Raw genomic sequence first — 22,443 nt, 5'->3', positions numbered from 1 at the left:
ACCGGAGGTCCGGCACCCCTTTATGGGAGGGGTGCCGGACACTACTTTCCAGAATGGCGGGCTTTGCCGTGAGGTCAGCCCTTACTCCCGCACGCGCTCGACGTGCGCGCCGAGGGCGAGGAGCTTCTCGTCGATGTGCTCGTAGCCGCGGTCGATGTGATAGAGGCGGCGGATCTCGGTGGAGCCTTTAGCGGTTAGAGCGGCGAGCACGAGGGCGGCGGAGGCGCGGAGGTCACTGGCCATCACGGGGGCGGCGCTGAGTTGCTCCACGCCCTTGATCACGGCCTTGCCTTCGCTGACTTGGATATCGGCGCCCATGCGCTTGAGCTCGGCGCAGTGCATGAAGCGCTGCGGGAAGATGGTGTCCATCACGATGCTGGTGCCCGGCGTGGTCACGAAGAGCGCGGTCATCTGCGCCTGCATGTCGGTGGGGTAGCCGGGGTAGGGCTCGGTGACGATCTCCGCGGACATCGGGGTATCACCGCGATGCACGGTGCAGGCGTCGCCGACGTCATTGAAGTGGACCTGGTGGCCAGCCTTGCGCAGCGCGGAGGTGATCGCGGTGAGGTGCTCGTGGCGGATGCGGCGCAGGGTCACGCCTTCACCGGCGAGGGCGGCGGCAGCCATGAAGGTGCCGGCCTCGATGCGGTCGGGGATGACGTTGTGGACGCAGCCCTTCAGCTTCGACACGCCTTCGATGGTGATGACGGAGGTGCCGGCACCGGTGATCTTGGCACCCATCGCATTCAGGAAATCGGCGAGGTCCACGACCTCCGGCTCACAGGCGGCGGAGGTGATGGTGGTGATGCCCTCCGCGAGGGTGGCGGCCATCATCACGTTGTCCGTGCCGAGGACGGTCGGGCCCGAGGGACCGCAGAGGTCGACGGTGGCGCCCTTGAGGCCATCCGGCGCGGTGAGGGTGACATTGCCGCCTTCGATCTCGGCCTTCGCGCCGAGAGCTTCGAGGCCGCGGATGTGGAGGTCCACCGGGCGGTCGCCGATGATGCAGCCGCCGGGCAGGGCGACCACGCACTTGCGCATGCGGGCAAGCAGCGGGCCCATCACGCAGACGGAGGCGCGCATGCGGCGGACGATCTCGTAAGGGGCGGTGTCGGAAATATCCGCAGCGGTCACGCGGACGGTGCCCGAGAAGCGTTCCACATCGGCGCCGAGGCCGGTGAGGATTTGCACCATGTAGTTGGTGTCGGAGACGTCCGGGACGCGGCGGATCACGCAGTCTTCCTCGGTCAGGAGGGTGGCGGCAAGAATCGGCAGGGAGGCGTTCTTGGAACCGGAAACGGTGATCGCGCCGTGGATCGGCGTGCCGCCGTGAACGATGAGTTTGTCCATTGAGAAGTGGGAAAAGGTCGGAAAAGGTTCAGGCACGGCGGGCGGTCGGGAATCGGGCGATTCCCGACAAGTCATTGAGGGTCTTCACCTCGGTCAGGCCGGCGGTGCCCAGCAGCGCTTCGCTCTCGGGAGCTTGGTCGATGCCGATCTCCAAGGCAAGCCATCCCCCCGGGGCGAGCCTGCGGGCGGCCTCCGGGACGAATTTGCGGATAATGTCCATGCCGTCCGGTCCGCCGAAAAGGGCGAGTGCGGGGTCGTGGGCCAGCTCGCGGGCGAGGGTCGGGCGGTCGGCCTCCGGAACGTAGGGGAGATTGGCGACGATGAGGTCGTAGGTTTCCTCGCCGAGGGCGGAAAACAGGTCGCTTTCGACGAAGCGGGCGTTGGTGACTTCGAGTTCGGCAGCGTTTTCGCGGCTGAGGGCCAAGGCATCGGGGGAAAGGTCTGCCAAAGTGACGGCGGCGGCGGGGATTTCCGCAGCCAGGGTCAGGCCGAGCACGCCGCTGCCGCAGCCCATATCGAGGATGCGCGGGCTGGCAGGGAGGGTAGGGCAGGCGTTTTTGAGCAGCCACTCGGCGAGTTCCTCGGTCTCGGGGCGGGGGATCAGGCCGCGGCCGTCGCACTTGAAGTCGCGGCGGTGGAAGGTGACCAGCCCGACGAGGTGCTGGATTGGCACGCCCTCGCCGCGTTTCTTGAGCAGCTCGCGCAGGGGAGCCAAGTCGCTCTCTTCCAGCGGCTGGTCGAAGCGCAGGTAGAGGTCCATGCGGGTGCAGGCGAGCTGGTGGGCGACGAGCATCTGCATGTTGCGCCGGGCGTCCTCGATGCCCTTTTTTGTGAGGTAGCTGGTGCCCTTGTCGAGGGTCTCGAGGACGGTGGTCATGCGGGCTGAAGACGAAAGACGGGAAGGCACCAGACGCAAGACCGGAGTGGAGAAAGCGCCTCTTCCTCAGCTCCGCGGGGTGGAGAGGAGTCTGGTTTTGACGGCGAAATCAGACGAAAGCGCGGAATTATGAAGCCCCGGACCCGGCTAAGACTCTCTCTCGGCCTGATTGAGTTCGAGATCGTAGTGGGGGCTATCGGCGATGAGTTTGGCGGTAAGAGGGAAGGCCGGGTTGCGGGCTTCCTCCCGGCCGAAGTGACTAGCCACGGCGGAGACCACGGCGGGGTGTTCCTTGGTCAATGCAGCGGCGAAGGCCTCATCGCCGAGGCGGGTGCGCAATTCGGCGAGGTTGAGGGCGATCGTCTCGAGGTCCTCGCCGCCACGCATTTTGATGCGGGAGCGGGAGTAGGCGGCGAAGAAGATGTGATGGATCTCCGCGGCATCCGGGATGCCTGGATTCTTCATGTAGGTCTGGCCGTGCAGGCTGGGGCCGCCTTCCACTTCAGGATAGGGCTCCGGCAGGGCGGATGACGACGCTGATGGCGAGGAGGCGCAAGCGGCGTGGAGTGCTGCTGCGATGAGCAGGATAGCGGCGCGTCTCATGCCTGCGATTTCACGAAGTCCGTGAAGAAGGCAGCGCCCTCTTCCAGCGCCGCGATGTCGATGAACTCATCACAGGTGTGCGCCTGATCGATCGAGCCGGGGCCCATGCAGACGGAAGGAACACCGGCGCTGGAAAGGTGGGCGGCATCCGAGAACCAAGGCGCCCCGACAGGCTTGCAGGCCTCGCGGACGTGGCGGATGCGTTCAATCCAGGGGTGGCTGGCGGGCATCTCCATCGGCGGGTTTTCGTGCGGGCGCACGATCTCCAGAGGCAGGTCAAGGCGACCGATCTCCGCCTTCAAGAGCGCAAGGGCACCACCGGCATCGCGCAGGGCGGGGGTGATGCGGATATCGATCTCCGCCTCGGCAAGATCCGGCACGATGTTGGGCCGCGAGCCGCTGCGCAGGACGCCGACATTCAAGGTCGAGCGGCCGAGCACGGGATGGGTGTAGCCGGCGAGCTTGGGCGTCATCTCACGCTCTAACACATCGAGAGCGCGGGCGAGCTTCATGGCGGCGTTCTCGCCGCGCTCGGGTTGGGAAGAGTGGGCGGCCTTGCCGGTGGCGCGCAGGGTGGACCAGAGGGAGCCCTTGGTGGTGTAAACGATGTCGAGGGAAGTCGGCTCGCCGACGATCGCGAAGGAGTAGTCGTGACCGTGGTGCTTGGCGAAGTCCTTCGAGCCCCACTGGCTGGACTCCTCGCCCATGAAGGCGACGAAGTCGACGGCGATGGGCAGGTCCTTGAGGATCGCGGCGTTTTGCTTCAGGCCCCAGAGCATCGCGGCCATCGGGCCCTTGGTATCTGAGGCACCGCGGCCCCAGAGACGGCCATCGCGCAGCTCCGCGGCGAAGGGATCGACGGTCATGGCAGCCACGCCCACGGTATCAAGGTGCGGACCGAGCAGGATCCGCTGGCGGCCATCGCGCGGGGCGAAGCGGGCGATCAGGTTCGGGCGGCCGGGCCGGATCTCCTCCAGCACCACCTGGGCACCAAGCTCCTCCTCCAGCCAAGTCTTCAGCCACGCGGCGATCTCCGCCTCGCCGGTGCGGTCGGTGCCTGCCGGATTGTCCGGGTTCACCGATGGGATGCGCACCAATTGCTGGAGAAGTTCGACCACGCCGTTCACTTGGGGATGAGATGATATCAGGGGACTAGCGCCAATCTCTAAGAACGGCAAAGGTGAGGCTCCCGGTGCGTTCGAAAATCCATCTGTCCAATGAATGCGCCATTCGGGGAGGATGCCGGGAAGAGCGGCTGAGCCCTTTTCAAGGGGGGCGTGGCGCGGCGCGGGGATCTGGAAAGTGAACTCTCCCAGCCGGAATGGCGCAGCCACTCCGCTACAACGCTATGGAGAGCCGTGGAAATTGGACGCGACAGGAAAGCGATTTCGGTGTTTTCTCCGGCATGCGTTGGCTCCCGCTTTCCTTGCTCCTGCTCGCTCCTGCCGCGGCTCTTGCCCAAGCCCCGGCTCAGCCGGATCCTTTCGCGAACTTCGATGCGAACAAGGACGGCAAGCTCTCGCTCGACGAGGTGCCGGAGCAGCTCCGCCAGTATTTCTCCATGGCGGACAAGAATGGCGACAAGTTCGTGAGCCGGGAGGAATTCCTAGCAGTCGCCTCCGGGCAGACCGGCGGTGAGGCGAAGGCCGGCGTGGAGTTGGATCAGCTCAAGAACATCGACTACGTGGGAGGGAGCAATCCGCGGCAGAAGCTCGATCTGTTAGTGCCGAAGGATGCGGCCACCAAGAAGCGCCCACTGGTGGTCTTTATCCACGGCGGCGGTTGGCTTTCCGGCCGCAAGGAAGATTGCTTGAGCGTCGCACGCTTGCTCGCCTCCTCTGGCGAGTATGTGACAGCTACGATCAACTACCGCCTGACCCAGGAGGCGATGTGGCCAGCGCAGATCTACGATTGCAAGGCGGCGATCCGCTTCCTGCGCGGCAAGGCCGCGGAGTATGGCATCGATCCTGACCACATCGGCGTGATGGGACTCTCCGCCGGCGGCCAGCTCGTCTCGGTGCTCGGCACTTCCGGCGATGAGCCGAAGCTGGAAGGCTCGCTCGGCAGCTTCGGCAAGGTCAGCAGCCGGGTGCAGTGCGTGGTGAATTTCTTCGGCCCCACCGACTTCCTGAGCTTCTATGGCAAGGACACCAGCTTCGAGAATCTTAGCACTGGCAACATGATCAAGCAGCTCCTGGGCAAGGACAAGGAGGAGGTGATGGAGAATGCCCGCCAGGCCTCAGCCGTCACTTGGATCAGTAAGGATGACGCGCCCTTCTTCACCGCCCACGGCACCAATGACACCCTGGTGCCCTATGCGCAGGCGGAGGAGATCCATGCCGCGCTGCAGGGAGCGAAGGTCGAGAGCCACCTGGTGAAGATGCAGGGCGGGGGGCACGGCTTTGAAAACAACGAGCTGAATCAGCGGATCAAGGTCTTCCTGGACAAGGAACTCCGCGGCATTCCCGGCGAGATCTCGGAAGCGCCGATCAAGGCGAACTGAGGAATGGAGGCGCGGTGACAGCGTGGAGCGGTCCTGTGGTCAGCCTTGCCAGTGCTTCTTCCGCGTCCATTTTTCGGTAAACTGGGATTCCCCGGGCCGACGGCGAGGAAATCGATGGGGCCGTGCCCCTCCAATTCCTGACCATTTCTCCACTTGTTGAACCAGCGGGAAATCGTGCAGTCTACAGGGGTGAGCGAAGAAGTCCTCTGGAAAGGCAGCCCCTCGCAGGTGCTGAATCTCGGCAAATACCTCCTCGTCCTCCTGCTGGCCATCGGCATCGGGGTAGGCGGCTTCTTTTTCTTCCCTATCTGGGCGGCGCTGATCATCCCGATTATCTGGGCGATCTGGATCTACATGCAGACCCGCAGTATCCGCACCGAGCTGACCACTGAGCGGATCCGCTTGGAGCAGGGGATCTTCAACCGCAAGCTGGACGATGTGGAACTCTACCGGGTGAAAGACACCTCCATGGAGCGGCCCTTCTGGTATCGCATCTTCGGTCTCTCCACCCTAGTCATTGAGACCTCGGACCTCTCCCAGCCGCGGATCGAGATCAAGGCCGTGAGCGATGGCGACACTCTCCGCGAGAATCTGCGCAAGCAGGTGGAAATGCTGCGCGACAAAAAGCGCGTGCGCGAGGTGGATTTTGATCACATGGCAGACAGCGGCGGCGATCACGGCGACATGGGTGACCACGGCGGCGTGGCTTGAGCGGATTGGATGGAACGAACCGCGGAGGCGCGGAAGACGTTGATTGGAACCGCCAAGGCGCCAAGTTCGCCAAGGTTTTTGGGACTTTGGGCTCATGGTGCCTTGCGTCGGAGCGGGGCTCGCCACGCTTATGGACATCTCTGCGATTCATTTTCACGATACCCGGATCCTGAGCGTCGTTGAAGACTGCGTTTCGGGGGAGCTGACCATGGAGGTGGATTACCCTAAGGATTGGGAGCGCAATGAGTTCGAGAAGCGCTCGTTGGTGTTTCGTGAAGTCCACAGCTACCAGGTTTTCGAAGGGCCATTTGCCGGTCCGTGCACGATTCTTGATGCAGAGGTGGTTGCGATCGAGGGCAGGTGGAGCCGACTCCACCTGAGCACGAATGCCGGTCGCCGAGAGTTGAGCTGCACAGGAGTCGAGCTCTCCAAGATTTGAATCTTGGGGCTCTTGGCGCATTGGCTTCGTTCGTTCCAAAATTGCGCGTGCCAAGCGGGGCGATCTTCATTCTCCTCCCCGCATGACCGAATTGCCCGGACGCACGCCGCACACGCCCATCGCCGTGAATATTGAGATGTGGTTCGAGGGCGACTTCGTCTCGCGGATCGAGCAGGCTGCGGCGCTGGGCTTCCCGGCGATCGAACTCTGGACCTGGCGCGACAAGGACCTTGCTGCCGGTGGCGAGGCGCTGCGCAAGCACGGCATGACGGCCACGCAGTTCACCGCGTGGGGCTTCGGCCAGCAGGTCAATCATCCGGACTTCCCGGTGCAGGACTTCGTCGCGGAGATCGAGGCCGCTTGTGCCGCCGCGGCGCTGCTGCCCGGCTGCGAGATGATGACTGTGGTCGGCGGCGATAATATTCCCGGCCTGAGCAAGGAACAGATGCACGCCGCGTTGATCGAGAAGCTGCGCGCGGCGGTGCCGGTGCTGGAGGCCAAGCGCAAGATGGTGATCCTCGAGCCGATGAATCCCTACAACCACCCCGGGCACTGTCTCTACGGCAGCGCGGATGGCGTGGCGATTTGTCAGGCCGTGAACTCGCCCTGGGTGCGCCTGAACTGGGATCTCTTCCACATGCAGCGCTACGAGGGCAATCTCATCGACAACCTCGAGATGCACCGCGAGTGGATCGGCTACGTGCAGTTCGCCGATTCGCCCGGCCGCAATGAGCCGAGCACCGGCGAGGTGAATTACAGCGAGGTCTTCAAGCGCTGCCGCGAGCTGATGCTGCCCGTGCCATTCGGTGCCGAGTGCTTGCCGCTCGGGGGTGATGCGCGCCGTGCGGCGGAGCGGCTCTATCAGGTGGATCTGGCGTCCGCGTGAAGTGGCGTAACTTTGAAAGTTCCGGCTGTGAGTGTCCTGCCCGACCCGCGGAGACTGTTAGCTAAAAATCAGCCCCCTTTGCGGCGCAGCCGCAAAGGGGAACACCGCCCGTGAATCGACGGGCAATCCACGGGCTCAGTCCCTCCAGATCACTTCTTCTCCGCGTCCTTCTTCGGCTCCTCTTTCTTCGGCTCCTCTTTCTTCGGTTCCGGCTTCGCGCCACCGGCGGGCACGAATTTCAGCACCGTGCCATTGATGCAGTAGCGCTGGTCGGTCGGCGTGTCGAAGCCTTCGCCCTTGAAGACGTGGCCAAGGTGGCCGCCGCACTTGGCGCAGTTTACCTCGGTGCGGACCATGCCGCCGGAGTAGTCATCCTTGGTAATGACGTTCTTGGCCTTGGAGGGGTCGTAGAAAGAAGGCCAGCCGCAGTGGCTGTCGAACTTCTCGTTCGAGGTGAAAAGCTCAGCGCCGCAAGCCGCACAGTAGTAGGTCCCGGCTCCCTGATCCTTGAATTGCTTGTAGACGTCGCCATTGGCCCGCTCGGTGCCGGCCTGGCGAGAGATGCGGTACTGCTCCGGCGTGAGGATCTTCTTCCACTCCTCCTCGGTCTTCTCGACCTTGCCGGTCGGCTGTTGTGGGGCGGTGCTGGCGGTTTCCATGGGCTTCTCCTTCTTTTCTTCCGCCGTGCAAGAGGCGCAAAGGGCCGAGACGGCCACGAGCAGGGGCAGGGCGGATTTCATTGAACCAGATCTACGCACGCAGGAGAGAGGATGCAAGGGGCGGGGTAATTCCAATCCCGCGTCGCCATTCCATGCCATTGCCTCACCTCAGCAACTGCGCAGCCATACGTCGCCAGCCGGGACGAAGTTTCGACGCAGCTCGAAGCCCCAGGGGACGGCCGGATTTACCGGGCCCGCGCCCTGCATCCGCCGCCGCACGAAGCCGCCGACGAGATACCAGTAAATGCCGCTACGGGTCTGCCACTCGGCGACGGCGGGCGATGAAACGGGGACCCAATCGCCGACATGGCACTTCAAGGGGTCCGATTGTGAACTTGGTTCATAGGGGTGCATAAAAAGCTGGGTAATACAGGTGTTCTATCATGTCGCATGCCAAGCGTGCATGCAAGTCGCCGAATTCCGTTTCACCGCGAATTCACCGGACTGTCACTTTGCGGATTCCCTTTGAAGTTCGGGGGCTGGAGTTCAGTCTGCGGCCATGTCCGACTCGATTTCCGGCCTCACCGACCGCATCCGTGCCTTTGTCGCCGCACGGGAGTGGCAGCAATATCACAACCCGAAGGACATGGCCGTGGCCATCGCGGCGGAGGCGGGGGAGCTCTTGCAGCACTTCGTTTGGCAGCAGCCGGACCAGGTCGAACGGCGTGCCGACGAGCGGCGTGACGAGATCGCCTCGGAGATTGCGGATGTCGGCATTCTGCTTTTCGAGATGGCGGACCTGCTCGGGATGAACCTGGGAGAGATCATGGAGGCCAAAATCGCCCGTAACGAGGCGCGCTACCCGCAGGACAAGGCGCGCGGCAACAACCTGAAATACAACGAATTATGAGCAGAAAGGCTGGCCGGGTTCGTGGCTTGACCCGCGGTGGTTGCGGGCAGATCTTGTGGTCTGAATTCTTCCCGACCACCGATGAAACGCCTTACTTTTGTCCCCGCCGCAGTCGCCGCGTTCTGCGTGGCCGCCTGCGATGACCACAAGTCGGCCGCCGAGAAGATCACGCCACCGGCACCGGCGAACACGGCCGAAAGCGCCGCCCCGAATGCAGATGGCAGCACGGCCTACGACGGAGGAGTCTCCGCGAAGTCTGGCGAGCGCCCGCCGCGGGAGGAAACCAAGACCACGGCCAGCGGCCTCAAATACAAGGTCCTCAAGCAGGGCAGCGGCACCGTGAGCCCCAAGGCCACCGATATGGTGAAGGTCCACTACCATGGCACCTTGCAGGATGGCACCGTCTTCGACAGCTCCGTGGAGCGCAAGGAGCCTGCCGCCTTCCCGCTGAATGCCGTGATTCCCGGCTGGACGGAGGGCCTCCAGCTCATGAAGGAGGGTGACAAATTCCGCTTCGAGATCCCGGCCAATCTCGCCTACGGCGAGCAGAGCCCAAGTCCGCAGATCCCGCCGAACAGCACCCTTATCTTCGAGGTCGAGCTGCTGAAGATCAACTGAAGGAAGAAGGAGGATGGGCGGGAGGCAGGTCCCGGCTTGACCTAGGCCGATGCCGGGGAAGATTCTGCCACTGTTCCATTAGGAAACCTAGCAACCATGAAGACCACCGTATTCTCCCTCGCCGCCTTGGCGGCCGTCTGCCTGCCGCTCTTGGCAGAGCCCGAAAAAACTCCCGCCGCGCCGAAGGAGGAAAAGGCTCCTGCCGAGAAGAAGGAAGAGGCCAAGAAGGATGAGCCCACCGTCACCAAGAGCGGCCTGAAGTACTGGGTCCTCAAGAAGGGCGACGGCACCGTCCACCCGAAGGCCACCGACACAGTTACCGTGCACTACCATGGCACCTTCCCGGACGGCAAAGTGTTCGACAGCTCCGTGGAGCGCAAGCAGCCGGCCAGCTTTCCTCTGAACGCTGTGATCCCCGGTTGGACCGAGGGCGTGCAGCTCATGGTGAAGGGCGACAAGTTCAAGTTCGAGATCCCGGGCAAGCTCGCCTACGGCGAGGCCGGTCGTCCGCCGAAGATCCCGTCGAACGCCACGCTGATCTTCGAAGTCGAGCTGCTCGACATCAAGGGACAGTGATTGTCTGTTAGGGAAGGCGAGTCCTTCTCGATTCCCGTTCTAACGGAAGCCCGGCAGCAGTGCCGGGCTTCTTTTTTTGCGCGGCATTGCATCCCCTGACAAAAGGAAAACCCGCTGGAGGCGTTCGGGGGGAAACGCGAGCAGCGGGTTGAACCTTTTGGGTTTCTTGGGTGGGGGAATTGGGTCGGTTTCGCAAGCTCGGCCGGCGGGGGGATCGGCTTGGCTTACGAGGAAGATCATGTCCGATTTTGCGGCGTCTCGCCATCACGTCATTGCGGGGACGCGATGACGGCGGACCTTCTCCCCTGGACGGAGAAATCAGCTCACGCGAACCACTTCACCCCTGCGGCGAAGATCGGCTGGACCTTCACTCCCGGGATGTTCTTCGCGATCCGCGCGCCGCTGCGTTCGGTGTGTGCCATCTTGCCGAAGACCTTGCCGCAGGGGCTGGTGATGCCTTCGATCGCATAGACCGAGCCGTTCGGGTTGTGCTGGATGTGCATCGAGGGCTTGCCCTCGCGGTCCACATACTGCGTCGCGATCTGCCCGTGCGCGGAGAGGTCCATGACCACCTCGCGGCTGGCCAAGAAGCGGCCTTCGCCGTGCGAGACCGGCAGCGTGTGGATGTCGCCCGCAGTCATTCCCGCCATCCATGGCGAGGTGGTGCTGACGATCCGGGTATTCACGAAGCTGGAGACGTGGCGGCCGATGGTGTTGAAGGTCAGCGTCGGAGCCTTCGCATCCGGATCGCGGATCTCGCCGTAGGGCACCAGGCCGGTCTTGATCAGTGCCTGGAAGCCGTTGCAGACGCCGAGGATCAAGCCCTCGCGGTTCTTGATCAGGTCCATGATCGCATCCGCCACCCGCGAGTTGCGGATCACGGTGGCGATGAACTTGGCCGAACCATCCGGCTCATCGCCTGCGCTGAAGCCACCGGGGAACATCAGGATCTGCGACTCGCGGATCTGTTTGGCGAAGGCTTCGAGCGACTCCTCCAGGTGCCGCGGCGTGAGATTGCGGAAGACCAGGATCTGCGATTCCGCACCGGCTTCGTTGAAGGCCTTCGCGGAATCGTATTCGCTGTTCGTGCCGGGGAAGGCGGGGATCAGCACCTTCGGCTTGCCGAGCTTGTGCAGGGCCGCGCTGCGGCGGTCCGGGCGGCGCTCGTTCAGGCTGAGCTGGCCGTTGTTCTCCTCACCGTCCCAGCGGCCCACGCCGCTGTCGGGGATGGTCGGATAGATCGGCTCCAGGGTGGCGGCCCAATCTTCCATCAGCAGCGCGGCATCGTTGCTCTTGCCGCCCACGGAGATCTTCCAGCCATCCCGCGTCCGGCCGATCAGGCGGCTGTGCAAGTGGAGGCTCCCCGGCAACTCATCGACGTGCTCCACCAAGAAGCTGAAGTAGCGCTCGCTATAGAGATCATCATCCGTGGTGATCTCCGCGCCGATCTGGTTGCCGAAGCTGCACAGCGCCAACGCGTGCATCAGTCCGCCGGAGCCCAGCGCTTTCATCGAGATGATCTTACCCGCAGTGTTCGCGGCATGCAGCCCGGCGGCGATCTCGCGCAGCTCGGCGAAGTTCGGGAGCTGGTCGGCATCGCGCGGCACCGTCACCAGCGAGAGCATGTGGCCGGCCTTCTTGAACTCAGGCGACAGCGCGAGGCTTGCCTTGCCCGGTGCCAGTGCGAAGGACACCAGCGTCGGCGGCACATCCAACTCGTTGAAGGAGCCGGACATCGAGTCCTTGCCACCGATCGCGGCGAGTCGCAGGCCGTGCTGTGCATGCCAAGCGCCGAGCAATGCTGCGAAGGGCAGGCCCCAACGGACCGCGTCGCCACCCAGCTTCGGGAAGTACTCCTGCAGGGTCAGGCGCACTTGCGCCAGTTCGGCACCGGCGGCCACCGCCTTGCACACGGATTCCGTCACCGCGTAGACCGCACCGTGGAAGGGCGACCATGCGGAGAGGTGGGGATTGAAGCCCCAGCTCATGTAAGTGCAGGTGTCCGTCTCACCTTCTAACAAGGGCAGGCCCGCCACCATCGCATCCGGTGCGGTTGTCTGGGTCTTGCCGCCGAAGGGCCAGAGAATGGTGTTGGCGCCCACCGAGGAATCGAAGCGTTCGCCAAGGCCCTTCTGAGAGCAGTGGTTGAGATCCGCGAGCAGGTCGTAGGGCGCGCTCACGCTCTTGAAGGCCGAATGGAAATCGCCCTGTGGTGCGGTCACGTGGACCGCGGCCGTCTGCTGCACACCGTTCGTGTCCAGGAAGGTGCGGCTGAGGTCAACGATTGTCTTGCCGCGCCACTTCATCCGCAGGCGGCCGGTCTCGGTGACATCCGCCACCTTCACGCACTCCAAGTTCTCCTTGTCGCACTCCGCGATGAAGTAAGCCGCATCGCGTGGATCGATGCACACGGCCATGCGCTCCTGGGATTCGGAGATCGCCAGCTCGGTGCCGTCGAGGCCTTCGTACTTCTTCGGCACCGCATCCAGATCGATCTCCAGCGAGGGCGCGATCTCGCCGATCGCCACCGACACGCCGCCAGCGCCGAAGTCGTTGCAGATCTTGATTTTCTTGGTCAGCTCCGGATTGCGGAAGAGACGCTGGATTTTGCGCTCGGTCGGCGCATCGCCCTTCTGCACTTCCGCGGAGTTCTCCAGTGCAGTGTCGGTGTGCTCCTTGGAGGAACCCGTCGCGCCGCCCACACCATCGCGGCCGGTGCGACCGCCGATCAAAAGGATTACATCGCCCGCCGATGGCGAGCCGCGGAAAACCTGCGAGCGCGGGGCTGCTGACACCACCGCGCCGATCTCCAGGCGCTTGGCCACGTAGCCGGGGTGATAGACCTCCGCCACCTGGCCGGTCGCGAGGCCGATCTGGTTGCCGTAGGACGAGTAACCGTGCGCTGCGATCTGGCAGATCTTCTTCTGCGGCAGCTTGCCCGGCAGGGTCTCGGCGAAGGGGGTGAGGGGATTGCCCGCACCGGTCACGCGCATCGCTTGATAGACGTAGGAGCGGCCCGAAAGCGGATCGCGGATGCAGCCACCCAGGCAAGTCGCCGCACCGCCGAAGGGCTCGATCTCGGTCGGGTGGTTGTGCGTCTCGTTCTTGAACATCACCAGCCACTCCTCCTCCGGCTTTCCGTCGATGCTCACTGGCACCACGATCGAGGCGGCGTTCACTTCCTCGGAGACTTCCAGGTTATCGAGCTCGCCGCTGGCCTTCAGCTCGCGCATGCCGATCAGCGCGATGTCCATCAGCGTGACCGGCTTGTCGTCGCGGCCGAGCTTTTCGCGCGTGGCGATGTAGCTGTCCCATGCGGCCACCATCGCTTCGGTGCCGTCGTCGAAGTGCACCTGGGTGATCTTCGTCAGGAAGGTCGTGTGGCGGCAGTGGTCCGACCAGTAGGTGTCCAGCATCCGGATCTCCGTGATCGTCGGCACCCGCTTCTCCTCATCGCGGAAGTAAGTTTGGCAGAAGGCAAGGTCGGCATCGGACATCGCCAGGCCCAGTTCCTTGCGCAGCTCGGCGAGTTCCTCCGCGCTCTTGCTGGTGAAGCTGCTCAGCACCGCCACGTCCGCCGGCGCATGGATCACCGGCTGCAGGCTCTGCGGCACCGCCATGCCGGCCTCATGTGAGTCGACTGCGTTAATCACGTAGCCCTTCACCCGGGTCACGTCGTCGGCGGACAAGGCCCCCTTCAGTAGGATCACCTTTGCGGAGGCGACCAGCGGGCGCTCCTTGCCGGTCAGGATCTGCACGCACTGTGCCGCGGAGTCCGCGCGCTGGTCGAACTGTCCCGGCAGATACTCGACGGCGAAGGCCGTTTCGTCCGCCGCCGGCACCAGTTCGGCGTAGGTCAGGTCCACTTGTGGCTCGGACAGGATCAGGCTCACGGCCTGGGAGAATTCCTCCGCCGAAAGCCCGTCGATATCGTAGCGCTGGATCACCCGCACCCCGGCCAGGCCGTGGAGTCCGAGCGATTCCTTGAGATCATGCAAGAGGTGGCGGGCCTCGGCGTTGAATTCAGGCTTCTTTTCGACGAAAATGCGGTTCATTGGGCGACAGCGACTGCGGAGGCGCTGAATGCTAGCTACCACCCCCCGGAGGGCAAGCCGGGTGTCCCCGGAAATGCCATGAGAGAGCATTGGTGGTCGCTTTATCACATTGTAATGTAGTGGGTTGTGTGCTTTGCTGAGGCCTGTCCTGTACAAGAAAAACCCGCTAACGCCGTTTGGGGGAACGAAGGCAGCGGGTTTTCCCTTGGGGGTGGCTTCCGTCCTCGGGGGGGGAAGGGCGGGTCTGTTTGGTGGGGGATTGCAAGTCTCGCGGCGGGGGGACCGTTCGGCTTACGGGAGTGATCATGGCCGATTTTGCGCCGACTCCAATCACGCGATCATGGGGGTAAAATCGGACATCAAGCCTCCCGCCGCCGCCAGCCGCCCCGGCAGTCCGGCACCTCCATCGGGAAGTCGTCACGCAGCGGGAAGCGCTCCTCCTGCATCACCACATCCCGAAGTTCGGCGAAGCGGAAGAAGCGCCACGACTGCCGCTCCAGGCACCACCCGGCGAGGACCCAGGCCTTGGTGCATTTGGCTTGGAGCAATCCATAGGGCTCGATCCGGAAGGCGTTGTTCTTGCACCAGAAGGACACGATCCGCCGGCCTTGGATGGCTTTCCTCAGGGCGCGGATATCGGGGAAATTTCGACGCGGGCTCACGCTCCGCGAGCATAGAAAAGCACCCGCGGCGGTACGCTATACAAGCCACCGTTTGTCTTAGCGGTGGCATGCACTTTTTGCGCTACTTCCGGGTATCGGCATTCCACTGCCAGCCATGGTGCTTCACGTAGGCCAACGCCTCCTCGCTGCGGATCCCCCGGTTGGCTTGTTGCGCGAATAGCTGCTTCTTCTGGGCCCAGATCTGGAGCTCCTGGGGTGTGGCCTTGTGGCGCTTGTTGTAGGGCACCTGGTTGCCCACCATCATCACCATGAAGCCTTCGAGCCCGAAGTCGTTCTGGCTGCGCGGTAGCCGGTAGCGGGCAAAGCCTGTCGGGCCGTTCTCCTGATAGAAGTCGATGAAGTCCTGGATGCCCGAGACATCCGTTTCCTCGCGGGCCACCTTCCAGAAGGGCGTATCCAGCTTGCCGTTGAACTTGTAGTGCAGGGAGAGGAACTGCCGGATGTCGTCCCAGGTGTTCGCGGTCAGGTCATTGTAGAGCCGCTTCATCGTCGGCGTAGGCTGCAGGTCGGCGTGCTTGAGGAAGTCCACCAAGGTCTGGATGTGCGAGCAGAGGATCATGATCGCGGTGGACTCCAGCGGTTCAACGAAGCCGCCCGCATTGCCGAAGGCGACCACATTGTCCACCCACTGGCGTTGGTAGAAGCCCGAACGGAAGTTCACGATCCGCGGTTCCACTTTGGCCCGCGGGTTCTTACGCTGGAACTCGGCTGCCGCCTCATCGTCGGAGATATACTCCGGGCAATAGACGTAGCCGCGATTGATCAGCTTCTCGTGGTCGATGCGCCAGGCCCAGCCGGCGTCCATCGTTTCAGCGGTGGTGTAGGGCAGGATCGGTTCGTCGGGTCCACGTTCCCAGCCGCCGATCACGGCCCTGCTGCAAAAGAGTGACTTGTCGAAGCTGACGAAAGGCTCCTCCAAAGTCTTTCCTAACAGCTCACTGCGGAAGCCGCTGGCATCGATGAACAAGTCTGCGGTGAGGCGTCGGCCGTCTTCCAGGTGCACCGCCGCGATGCCTTGGTCGCCGCGCTCGGTGCCGGTGACCTTGCCATCGGTGACTTCCACCCCTTCTTCCTTCGCCACGATCTCGAGGATCTCGATGAATTTCTTGTTCTCGATGTGGAAGGCGTGCCAGGGATGAATTTCCGGCGATCCATCCTGCTGGCGGGGGAAGGCCATGTCGCGGCGCATCAGTGCGCCGGGCAGGCTGGCGTCGTTGAAGTCGTCGTCACAGTAGTAGCCGGTGGGCTTGGGCAGGTCCTCGTAGTGGGAATCGAGTTGCAAGTTAAAGGTGTAGTCGAAGCTCCCGCGTGCCCCCCACAGGAAGCGGATACCGAGCTTCCAGGTCGGTTGGGCCAGCTCGTAGAAGCGCTTCCGCGAGATGCCGAGATACTCGAAGAGGTGGCGCGGGAAATTCGGGGTCGTGCTTTCACCCACACCGATCACGCCGATCGCGGTGCTGCGCACCACCAGCACCTTGAGCTGCGGGATCTTGCGCTTGATCGAGATCGCTGCGATGAAGCCGGCGCTACCGCCGCCGAGGACTAGGACTTCTTGAATCATGGGGTTTTGGGTTTTGGGGTTTTGGGGAAGAGGAGCAGTGACGAATGGTACTCACTTAAGGTGGTTTTCGAGTAGTGAGAGCGGCTTATGGAGTGCGGTGGCACGATACCGCTTTGGCTTCGGGTTGGTGTCGCTGCGGTAGACGGCCACGGATTGGCGATGAGTGAGCTATCCGGTGGATGCTTCGGTTGCGCCGCGGGAAGCGGCCACAAATTGGAGGAGACCAAGCGCTCCAGCAGCCAAAGCGGTGTCGTGCCACCGCACTCCATAGGGGACCGTTCGTCGCTTCATGGTTAAGACCGCACGAGGTCGTCCGGGACTTCCTCGCGAACTGTCATCCGCTGGAACCAAGTCAGCAGCGGTCCGGTCATCGCGGTGGTAACCAGTGCCATGATGACAAGCATCGCGAAGATCCGCGGCGAGAGGATGCCCAGATCGTAGCCGATGTTCAGCGCGATCAGCTCCATCAAGCCGCGTGTATTCATCAGCGCGCCGAGTTGCAGCGAGTCGCGCCAGCTCATGCCGGTGAAGCGTGCCGTGAGGGCGCTGCCGCCGAGTTTTCCCGCGGTGGCCACACCGATGATCGCGAGGCAGATCAGCCAGCCGTTGAGGTCATTGAGGAGTCCGATCTGGGTCCGCAGGCCGGTAAAGGCGAAGAACAGCGGCAGAAGCAGCACCGTGCTGAAATTCTCCACCCGCACCGCCAGCTTGTGGCGGAACCCGGCGATGTCCGGCATGATCGCGCCCGCGAGAAAGGAGCCGAAGAGCGCGTGGATGCCTACCAGCTCGGTGCAGAGGGCGGAGACCAGCACGGCGCAGATGGTGATCGCGAGCGTGCGCTTCGAGGGATCCGCTCGCTCCAGTTCCCCGCAGCCGAAAAGGCGGGGCAGCAGAGGGCGCAGTCCCCAGACCATGGCCACGATGAAGGCCAGCACCAGCGCGAGATTCAGCGCGGAGCCTGCCACGCTGGTCGAGCCAGCGATGGCGACCACAAAGGCCAGCGCGCTCCAAGCGGTGACATCATCCACCGCGGCGCAGGTCACGGCCGTATTTCCCAGGTAAGTCTGGGTCATGCCGCGCTCCTGGAGGATCCGGGCCAACACCGGAAAGGCGGTGATGCTCATGGAGATGCCCATGAACAGTGCGAAGGCCGTGAAGTTCGTGCCCGGCTGGGCCAAGCTACTATAAAGGAAGTAGGCGAGCACCACGCCGAGGAAATAGGGTGCGACGATGCTGGCGTGGCTGACGACCACCGCGGTATGCGCCTTGTTGCGCACCTGCCGGACATCGAGCTCCATGCCCACGGTGAACATGAAGAGGCACACGCCGATCTGGCTGAGCAGTTTCAGCGTGCCGAGGGAGGTCGCCGGAAACACGAACTTGAACATGTCCGGTGAAACCCAGCCCAGCAGCGAGGGCCCGAGCAGGATACCCGCCACCATCTCGCCCACCACCGCTGGTTGGCCAAGCTTGGTGAAGATCCCGCCGACCACGCGCGAGGCACCGATGATCACGAGGAGCTGGATGAAAAGGCGGCTGAGCGGATCATTCAGGTTCGCCGACAGGGAGGCGAGCATGGCCCCGAAGGCCGAATCGGTCGCAGCCGCGTGAGTCGCTGATGCGGCGCGGGCGGCCTCTGCGGCCAGGGATGCCTCCGTGTGGGTCGGGCCGGGAAGTCCCGCGCCGAGCTTGATGACACCGAGAATGCCGCCGCCTACGACGAGCAGCACGACCAGATAGAAGATGGTGTTGCGATTCATGACGGATCAGGCGCGAGCTTCGGTTTTCGCGGGGCTTCTCAAGGGATCTTCTTCATCCGGTGCGAACCAGGTGTAGAAGCCCTCGCGCAGCTCGAGCTTCGCCCAGTCGAAAAGCATCCCGAAGAGCCGGAACATGTCCTTGCGCTCCAGGGTAAAGCCGGGCAGCAAGCAGCGCATTTCCTTGTTCGTCTTCCCTAATAGGCCGTGCTTGCGGCGGCGTTTTGCGATCGCGGCGAAGCGGCGGTTGTAGCAGCTCATCAGCGCGGCGAAGATCCTGCCGCTGGGCGGTGAGAACGGCGGCATGGTCAGTGCCATCTCGCCTTCCTCGAAGGGCGGCACGACCACGCCCCAGTAGTAGAGGCTGAGGTCTAGGCGGAAGGCCAAGCTCATGAGGTCGTACTCGGCCATGTAGTGGTACTTGTCCTTGTAAACCGACTCGAACCAGCGGCGGTGGCAGGTCGCGAAGTCGCGGTTGTGTTTCGCGACCAATGCCTCCGCGGCCTCGCCCTTGCGGATGCGCGTGATCAGATGCGCGGCACTGGTGGTGCTGAAGGAGATCCAGTCCATCCCCGGGCTGTAGAAGGGATCCATGAAGGCCGCGGCATCGCCCACCAGCACAAAGCCATCGCCCGCGAAGGTGGTGCTGTAGTAGGCGAGGTTGCGCCGCCAGTGGACGTCCTCCTCGTCGTAGGTGGCATCCGCAAGCAGTTCGCGCGCAACCGGGTGCTCCATTAGGAAATCCTTCAGGCGATCGGCGACCTTGCCGCCTTCCTTCCACTCCACGATCCGCTGGTCGAAGACCACGCCCACGCTGGTATCGCCGCCCTTGAGCGGGATCCACCAGCTCCACCAACCGTCGCCGATGATGTGGTTGGTGGCGGTGCCGCGCACGCCGTGGCATTGCTTCGACCACTCCGGATACTTCTCCGCCAGCTCGCGGCCGTCCCAATCCTTCAGGCCCCTCCAGCGCGACCAAGCCGCGGCGGTGGGGTGTTCGTCATTGCGCACCCACCAGCCGTTCTTGCGGGCGAGGAGCGCCGCCACGCCGGAGGCATCCACCACCCAGCGGGCTTTCACGGTCTTCACCTCGCCCGCGTATTTCAGCTCCACGCTTTGCAGTCCGCAGGCATTGAGCTCGACATTGCGGATCACCGCGGGCCGCAGGATCTGCGCGCCCGCCTCGCCGGCGCGGCGCAGGACCTCTTCATCGAAGGTCTGGCGGTCGAGCTGGTACGAGGGCAGGCGTACTTGATACTTCGCACCGAGTTCGCTGGCCTGGGAGATGTTCTCCACCTCGTCGTTCTTGAACCAGAAGCGCAGGCCCTGCTTGCAGATCTGGTTTTCGTTCAGGTAGCGCGTCAGGCCAAGCACCCGGCCCATGAAGTAGGCGCTGACTTCCACCGTGGCCTCGCCCACGCGGCGGCCGAGCCGCTCGGTGCGCTCGATGATCAGCACCCGGATGCCGGGATTGTGGCGCAGTAGCAAGGTGGCGGTGGCCGCACCCGAAAGCGCGCCGCCGAGAACGATCACATCATACTCGTCGGAGAGAGGAGTGGTTTCCATGTCTATCAAGAAACTGGGGTGGCGACCTCGGCCTCCGCGTCCGCCGGAGCCGCAGCCGTCCGCGGATCGGAGAAGTCGATCTTCTTCACGATGGCCTTGCGGCGGTGGATGGTGCACACGGCGTAGAAGAGCCAGACGTGGAAGCGCAGGCGCCAACCCATGCGGGTGTTGCCCGCCACCAGGTTGTTCACCGCCCACTCCATGCCCTTCGGAGGATGCTCGTCCATGAAGACCTCGAAGGAGTCGTTGTTGTAGAACATCTTGATCATGTTCAGGAACACCTCGCACATCTCGCCCACCCGTTTGGTGTAGCGCTTCTGGGCTTTGGTCGTGAGAGCCGTGCCCTTCGCATCCGCAGCCACCACTTCCTTCGCCGCGGCGTGGCCGGAGCGGATCGCGAGCATCACACCCGAGGAGAAAATCGGATCAATGAATCCCGCGGCATCGCCAATCAAGAGCCAGCGCGGCCCGGCATTCTGCAAGTGGCGGTAGGTGTAGTCTCCGGCGAAGTTGTATTCGGTCACACGCTCCGCTCCGGCCATGCGGCTTTGGAGTTCGGTGGAACTCGCCACCACGTGCTCGAAGCACTCGCCGGGATTCATGCCGGTGGCCTTGAAGTGCTCAAGGGTCTGCACCAGTCCGATGGAGGTCTTCTCCGCATCCAGCGGGATCATCCAGAACCAGCCGAAATCGAGGCGCACGATGGTGATGTGCCCGTGGTAGGGTGCATCGTTGCGCTTCACCCCGCGGAAGTGCGCGAAGGTCGCGAACTTCTTTGGCAGGCCGAGGTCGGTCTTCGGCAGCTTCATCTGCCGCCCGAGGAAGGCATCCCGCCCGCTGGCATCCATGATCCAGCGCGCGGAGACTTCATGGACCTGGCCGTCCTTCTCGCAGGTGACGCTCACCCCCTCGTCCGTGACCTTGGCTTCCTTGACCTTGGTCTCCTGCCAGACCTCGCAGCCCAGCGAGGCCGCGTTCTCTAACAAGAGGTTGTCGAACTTCGCGCGCTCCACCTGGAATGTCTGCGCGTAGCGGGGATTCAGGTAGCGGCCGAAGATGATGTTGATCCCGGCCTTCGAGTTCCCGAGCACGAACTCCGCGCCGAGCTTCTCCATGAAGCCGTGGGCCACCATCTTGTCCCAGGCTCCGATCTCCCGAAGGACATCGTTGCCGTAGGGGATCAGGGACTCGCCCACGTGGAAACGAGGAAAGCGCTCGCGCTCCAGAATCAGGACCTTCTTGCCCGCCTGCGCCAGCACACTCCCCGCGGTGCTGCCGCCGGGGCCGCCGCCGATGATGATCGCGTCGTAGCTCATGACCGGGGACTCGCAGAAGAAAGGCGCACGATTATTTCGTGCGAAGATGCGGGCCGCAGCGTCGAGGCGTTTTATAATCGGATTGCATTATGCAATTTAGCCCCTGAGCGGAATTTTCAGATAGGCTCCGGCTCACGCTGCCAAGGAATCTAAAACGACTGTTTCCTGACCCCGGGAATGAGGTTGCCAGCGTCAAAAGGGCTGCTCATCTTTCGGCGCATCCCGTCGGTGCTGCCGCGGCGATTTTCTTCCTCCAATCCGCCGCGCGTCAGGTTCCCGAAAACATGAATATTTTCCAGCGCCTCGCGTCGAACCCCGTGCTGGGACCAGCCGGGACCGGCGGAGCCGCCTCCGGAATGCCCGGAGAAACCGCCGAACCGGATGACGAGGCCTTGGTGCTGCGCGCGCAAGCAGGCGAGCTCCGCGCCTATGACGAATTGGTCACCCGGCATAGGGGAAGAATCTACGCCATGATCCGCAATATGGTCAAAAACGACACCGACGCTTGGGACCTCTCTCAAGAGGCTTTTATCAAGGCGTGGCAGGCTCTGCCACGGTTTGAGGCGAAGGCGCGTTTCACCACCTGGCTCTACCGGATCGCGCATAACTGCGTGTATGATTTCACCCGCAAACGGCGTCCCGAGGGGGGCGACGAGATCAACGACGAACTCCTCAGCCGTGAACGGATCGACCCTGCCGCGGTGGCCACTCCCGCCGAATCCCGAAGTCCGGACGACGCGCTGGTCGGGGACGAGCTCCGGGTGAAAATTGAAGCCGCGCTGGAAAAATTATCCCCCGAACATCGCGAAGCCGTGATCTTGAAAGACGTCCAGGGTTTGGCGTATAAGGAAATCGCCGAGGTGATGAGCTGCTCGCTCGGCACGGTGATGAGCCGTTTGTTCTACGCCCGACAAAAACTCCAATCCCTCCTCAAGGATGAATACGATGCCCGATGAAGAACTGCTGGCCCTGTGGGTGGAAGATGAGCTGCAGGGCACTGATGCCGCCACTGTCGAAGCTTGGGCTGCGACCCAGCCGGAATGGCTGGAGCATCGCGACCAGGCGCGGCAGATGAAATCGCTGCTGCGGGCGCACCTGCCTGCCGCGGTGGAGCCGCCCTATGCCGATTTCTTCAATTCCCGGATCTCCCGCGAGATCGCGCGGGAGGCTGCCGGTGCGGCGCCCGTCACGGGGCCCTCAGCGGCTGCCGCCGCCGTGCGCAGCGGGTTTTCCAGCTTCTGGCGTTTCTTCCTGCCGACCACTGCGGTGGCCGGGATGGCGCTATGCTTCTGGGCAGGCACCCGGGCCGGAAACCGGGTCATCCCCGGACCGAGCGTGGGCCAATCCGGCCCGGTGCTCTACACCCCGGAGAA

At 63.4% G+C, this 22,443-nt stretch carries 21 protein-coding genes; 9 read left to right on the top strand and 12 right to left on the bottom strand.

The window, feature by feature from the left end; genetic code table 11:
* Nucleotides 1-81: 81 nt before the first annotated feature.
* From murA to BV071_RS09955, 4 genes are all read right to left on the bottom strand, one after another.
* A complete protein-coding gene (gene murA / locus BV071_RS09970) occupies nt 82-1,350 on the bottom strand; it encodes a UDP-N-acetylglucosamine 1-carboxyvinyltransferase (RefSeq protein WP_035605981.1) in 1,269 nt (422 codons plus the stop codon).
* Nucleotides 1,351-1,378: 28 nt separating this feature from the next.
* Complete coding sequence (prmC, locus tag BV071_RS09965; RefSeq protein ID WP_035605857.1) at nt 1,379-2,227, bottom strand: peptide chain release factor N(5)-glutamine methyltransferase; 849 nt, start codon at nt 2,225-2,227, stop codon at nt 1,379-1,381.
* A 147-nt stretch (nt 2,228-2,374) separates the two neighbouring features.
* The gene (locus BV071_RS09960; RefSeq protein ID WP_035605853.1) at nt 2,375-2,830 is read right to left on the bottom strand and encodes a hypothetical protein; all 456 of its coding nucleotides are present in this window, start codon (nt 2,828-2,830) and stop codon (nt 2,375-2,377) included.
* Nucleotides 2,827-3,948 carry a M20/M25/M40 family metallo-hydrolase gene (locus tag BV071_RS09955; RefSeq protein ID WP_265594287.1) on the bottom strand — a complete coding sequence of 374 codons (1,122 nt, stop codon included), beginning with the start codon at nt 3,946-3,948 and terminating at the stop codon, nt 2,827-2,829. Before BV071_RS09955 ends, BV071_RS09960 begins: the two co-directional genes overlap by 4 nt.
* A 287-nt stretch (nt 3,949-4,235) precedes the next feature.
* Here BV071_RS09955 and BV071_RS09950 point away from each other — a divergent pair, with 287 nt between their 5' ends.
* The 4 genes from BV071_RS09950 to BV071_RS09935 all read left to right on the top strand — a co-directional run bounded on the left by BV071_RS09950 (nt 4,236) and on the right by BV071_RS09935 (nt 7,369).
* Nucleotides 4,236-5,333 (top strand): alpha/beta hydrolase fold domain-containing protein, encoded by a 1,098-nt coding sequence (locus tag BV071_RS09950; protein ID WP_035605978.1) that lies wholly within the window; start codon nt 4,236-4,238, stop codon nt 5,331-5,333.
* Between the two features lie 189 nt (nt 5,334-5,522).
* A complete protein-coding gene (locus BV071_RS09945) occupies nt 5,523-6,044 on the top strand; it encodes a PH domain-containing protein (RefSeq protein WP_052573121.1) in 522 nt (173 codons plus the stop codon).
* Between the two features lie 130 nt (nt 6,045-6,174).
* Nucleotides 6,175-6,483, top strand: coding sequence for a hypothetical protein (locus BV071_RS09940; RefSeq protein WP_265594286.1), 309 nt, complete (start codon nt 6,175-6,177; stop codon nt 6,481-6,483).
* Between the two features lie 82 nt (nt 6,484-6,565).
* The gene (locus BV071_RS09935) at nt 6,566-7,369 is read left to right on the top strand and encodes a TIM barrel protein (RefSeq protein ID WP_052573120.1); all 804 of its coding nucleotides are present in this window, start codon (nt 6,566-6,568) and stop codon (nt 7,367-7,369) included.
* 149 nt (nt 7,370-7,518) lie between these two features.
* On the opposite strand, the gene msrB is transcribed toward BV071_RS09935, so the two are convergent.
* Complete coding sequence (gene msrB / locus BV071_RS09930; protein WP_343123400.1) at nt 7,519-8,028, bottom strand: peptide-methionine (R)-S-oxide reductase MsrB; 510 nt, start codon at nt 8,026-8,028, stop codon at nt 7,519-7,521.
* Between the two features lie 168 nt (nt 8,029-8,196).
* Nucleotides 8,197-8,406 carry a hypothetical protein gene (locus BV071_RS35260; RefSeq protein WP_265594285.1) on the bottom strand — a complete coding sequence of 70 codons (210 nt, stop codon included), beginning with the start codon at nt 8,404-8,406 and terminating at the stop codon, nt 8,197-8,199.
* 181 nt (nt 8,407-8,587) lie between these two features.
* On the opposite strand from BV071_RS35260, the gene BV071_RS09925 reads away from it, so the two are divergent.
* The 3 genes from BV071_RS09925 (at nt 8,588) to BV071_RS09915 (ending at nt 10,132) form a co-directional block, all read left to right on the top strand.
* Complete coding sequence (locus BV071_RS09925) at nt 8,588-8,938, top strand: nucleotide pyrophosphohydrolase (RefSeq protein ID WP_035605844.1); 351 nt, start codon at nt 8,588-8,590, stop codon at nt 8,936-8,938.
* A gap of 81 nt (nt 8,939-9,019) precedes the next feature.
* Nucleotides 9,020-9,556, top strand: a complete 537-nt coding sequence (locus BV071_RS34725) for an FKBP-type peptidyl-prolyl cis-trans isomerase (protein WP_081885909.1) — start codon at nt 9,020-9,022, stop codon at nt 9,554-9,556.
* A gap of 96 nt (nt 9,557-9,652) precedes the next feature.
* Nucleotides 9,653-10,132, top strand: a complete 480-nt coding sequence (locus BV071_RS09915; RefSeq protein WP_035605842.1) for an FKBP-type peptidyl-prolyl cis-trans isomerase — start codon at nt 9,653-9,655, stop codon at nt 10,130-10,132.
* A 323-nt stretch (nt 10,133-10,455) separates the two neighbouring features.
* On the opposite strand, the gene BV071_RS09910 is transcribed toward BV071_RS09915, so the two are convergent.
* From BV071_RS09910 to BV071_RS09885, 6 genes are all read right to left on the bottom strand, one after another.
* Complete coding sequence (locus BV071_RS09910) at nt 10,456-14,187, bottom strand: phosphoribosylformylglycinamidine synthase (RefSeq protein ID WP_035605839.1); 3,732 nt, start codon at nt 14,185-14,187, stop codon at nt 10,456-10,458.
* 359 nt (nt 14,188-14,546) lie between these two features.
* Entirely contained in the window at nt 14,547-14,849 is a 303-nt protein-coding gene (locus BV071_RS09905; RefSeq protein WP_075090877.1) for a WYL domain-containing protein, read from the bottom strand.
* Nucleotides 14,850-14,931: 82 nt separating this feature from the next.
* A complete protein-coding gene (locus BV071_RS09900) occupies nt 14,932-16,431 on the bottom strand; it encodes a tryptophan halogenase family protein (RefSeq protein WP_035605835.1) in 1,500 nt (499 codons plus the stop codon).
* A 293-nt stretch (nt 16,432-16,724) separates the two neighbouring features.
* Nucleotides 16,725-18,191 (bottom strand): cation:proton antiporter, encoded by a 1,467-nt coding sequence (locus BV071_RS09895; RefSeq protein ID WP_052573118.1) that lies wholly within the window; start codon nt 18,189-18,191, stop codon nt 16,725-16,727.
* A gap of 6 nt (nt 18,192-18,197) precedes the next feature.
* A complete protein-coding gene (locus tag BV071_RS09890; protein ID WP_035605833.1) occupies nt 18,198-19,754 on the bottom strand; it encodes an NAD(P)/FAD-dependent oxidoreductase in 1,557 nt (518 codons plus the stop codon).
* A 5-nt stretch (nt 19,755-19,759) separates the two neighbouring features.
* Nucleotides 19,760-21,070 carry an NAD(P)/FAD-dependent oxidoreductase gene (locus tag BV071_RS09885; RefSeq protein ID WP_052573117.1) on the bottom strand — a complete coding sequence of 437 codons (1,311 nt, stop codon included), beginning with the start codon at nt 21,068-21,070 and terminating at the stop codon, nt 19,760-19,762.
* 284 nt (nt 21,071-21,354) lie between these two features.
* Here BV071_RS09885 and BV071_RS09880 point away from each other — a divergent pair, with 284 nt between their 5' ends.
* A complete protein-coding gene (locus BV071_RS09880; RefSeq protein ID WP_081885908.1) occupies nt 21,355-22,026 on the top strand; it encodes a sigma-70 family RNA polymerase sigma factor in 672 nt (223 codons plus the stop codon).
* Nucleotides 22,007-22,443, top strand: a 437-nt coding sequence (locus tag BV071_RS09875) for a hypothetical protein (protein ID WP_265594284.1), incomplete at its 3' end; no start/stop codon positions are given. The genes BV071_RS09880 and BV071_RS09875, both read left to right, overlap by 20 nt.

This window comes from Haloferula sp. BvORR071 (assembly GCF_000739615.1).
Lineage (GTDB): Bacteria > Verrucomicrobiota > Verrucomicrobiia > Verrucomicrobiales > Akkermansiaceae > Haloferula.
This window is presented reverse-complemented; position numbering and strand designations above follow the sequence as displayed.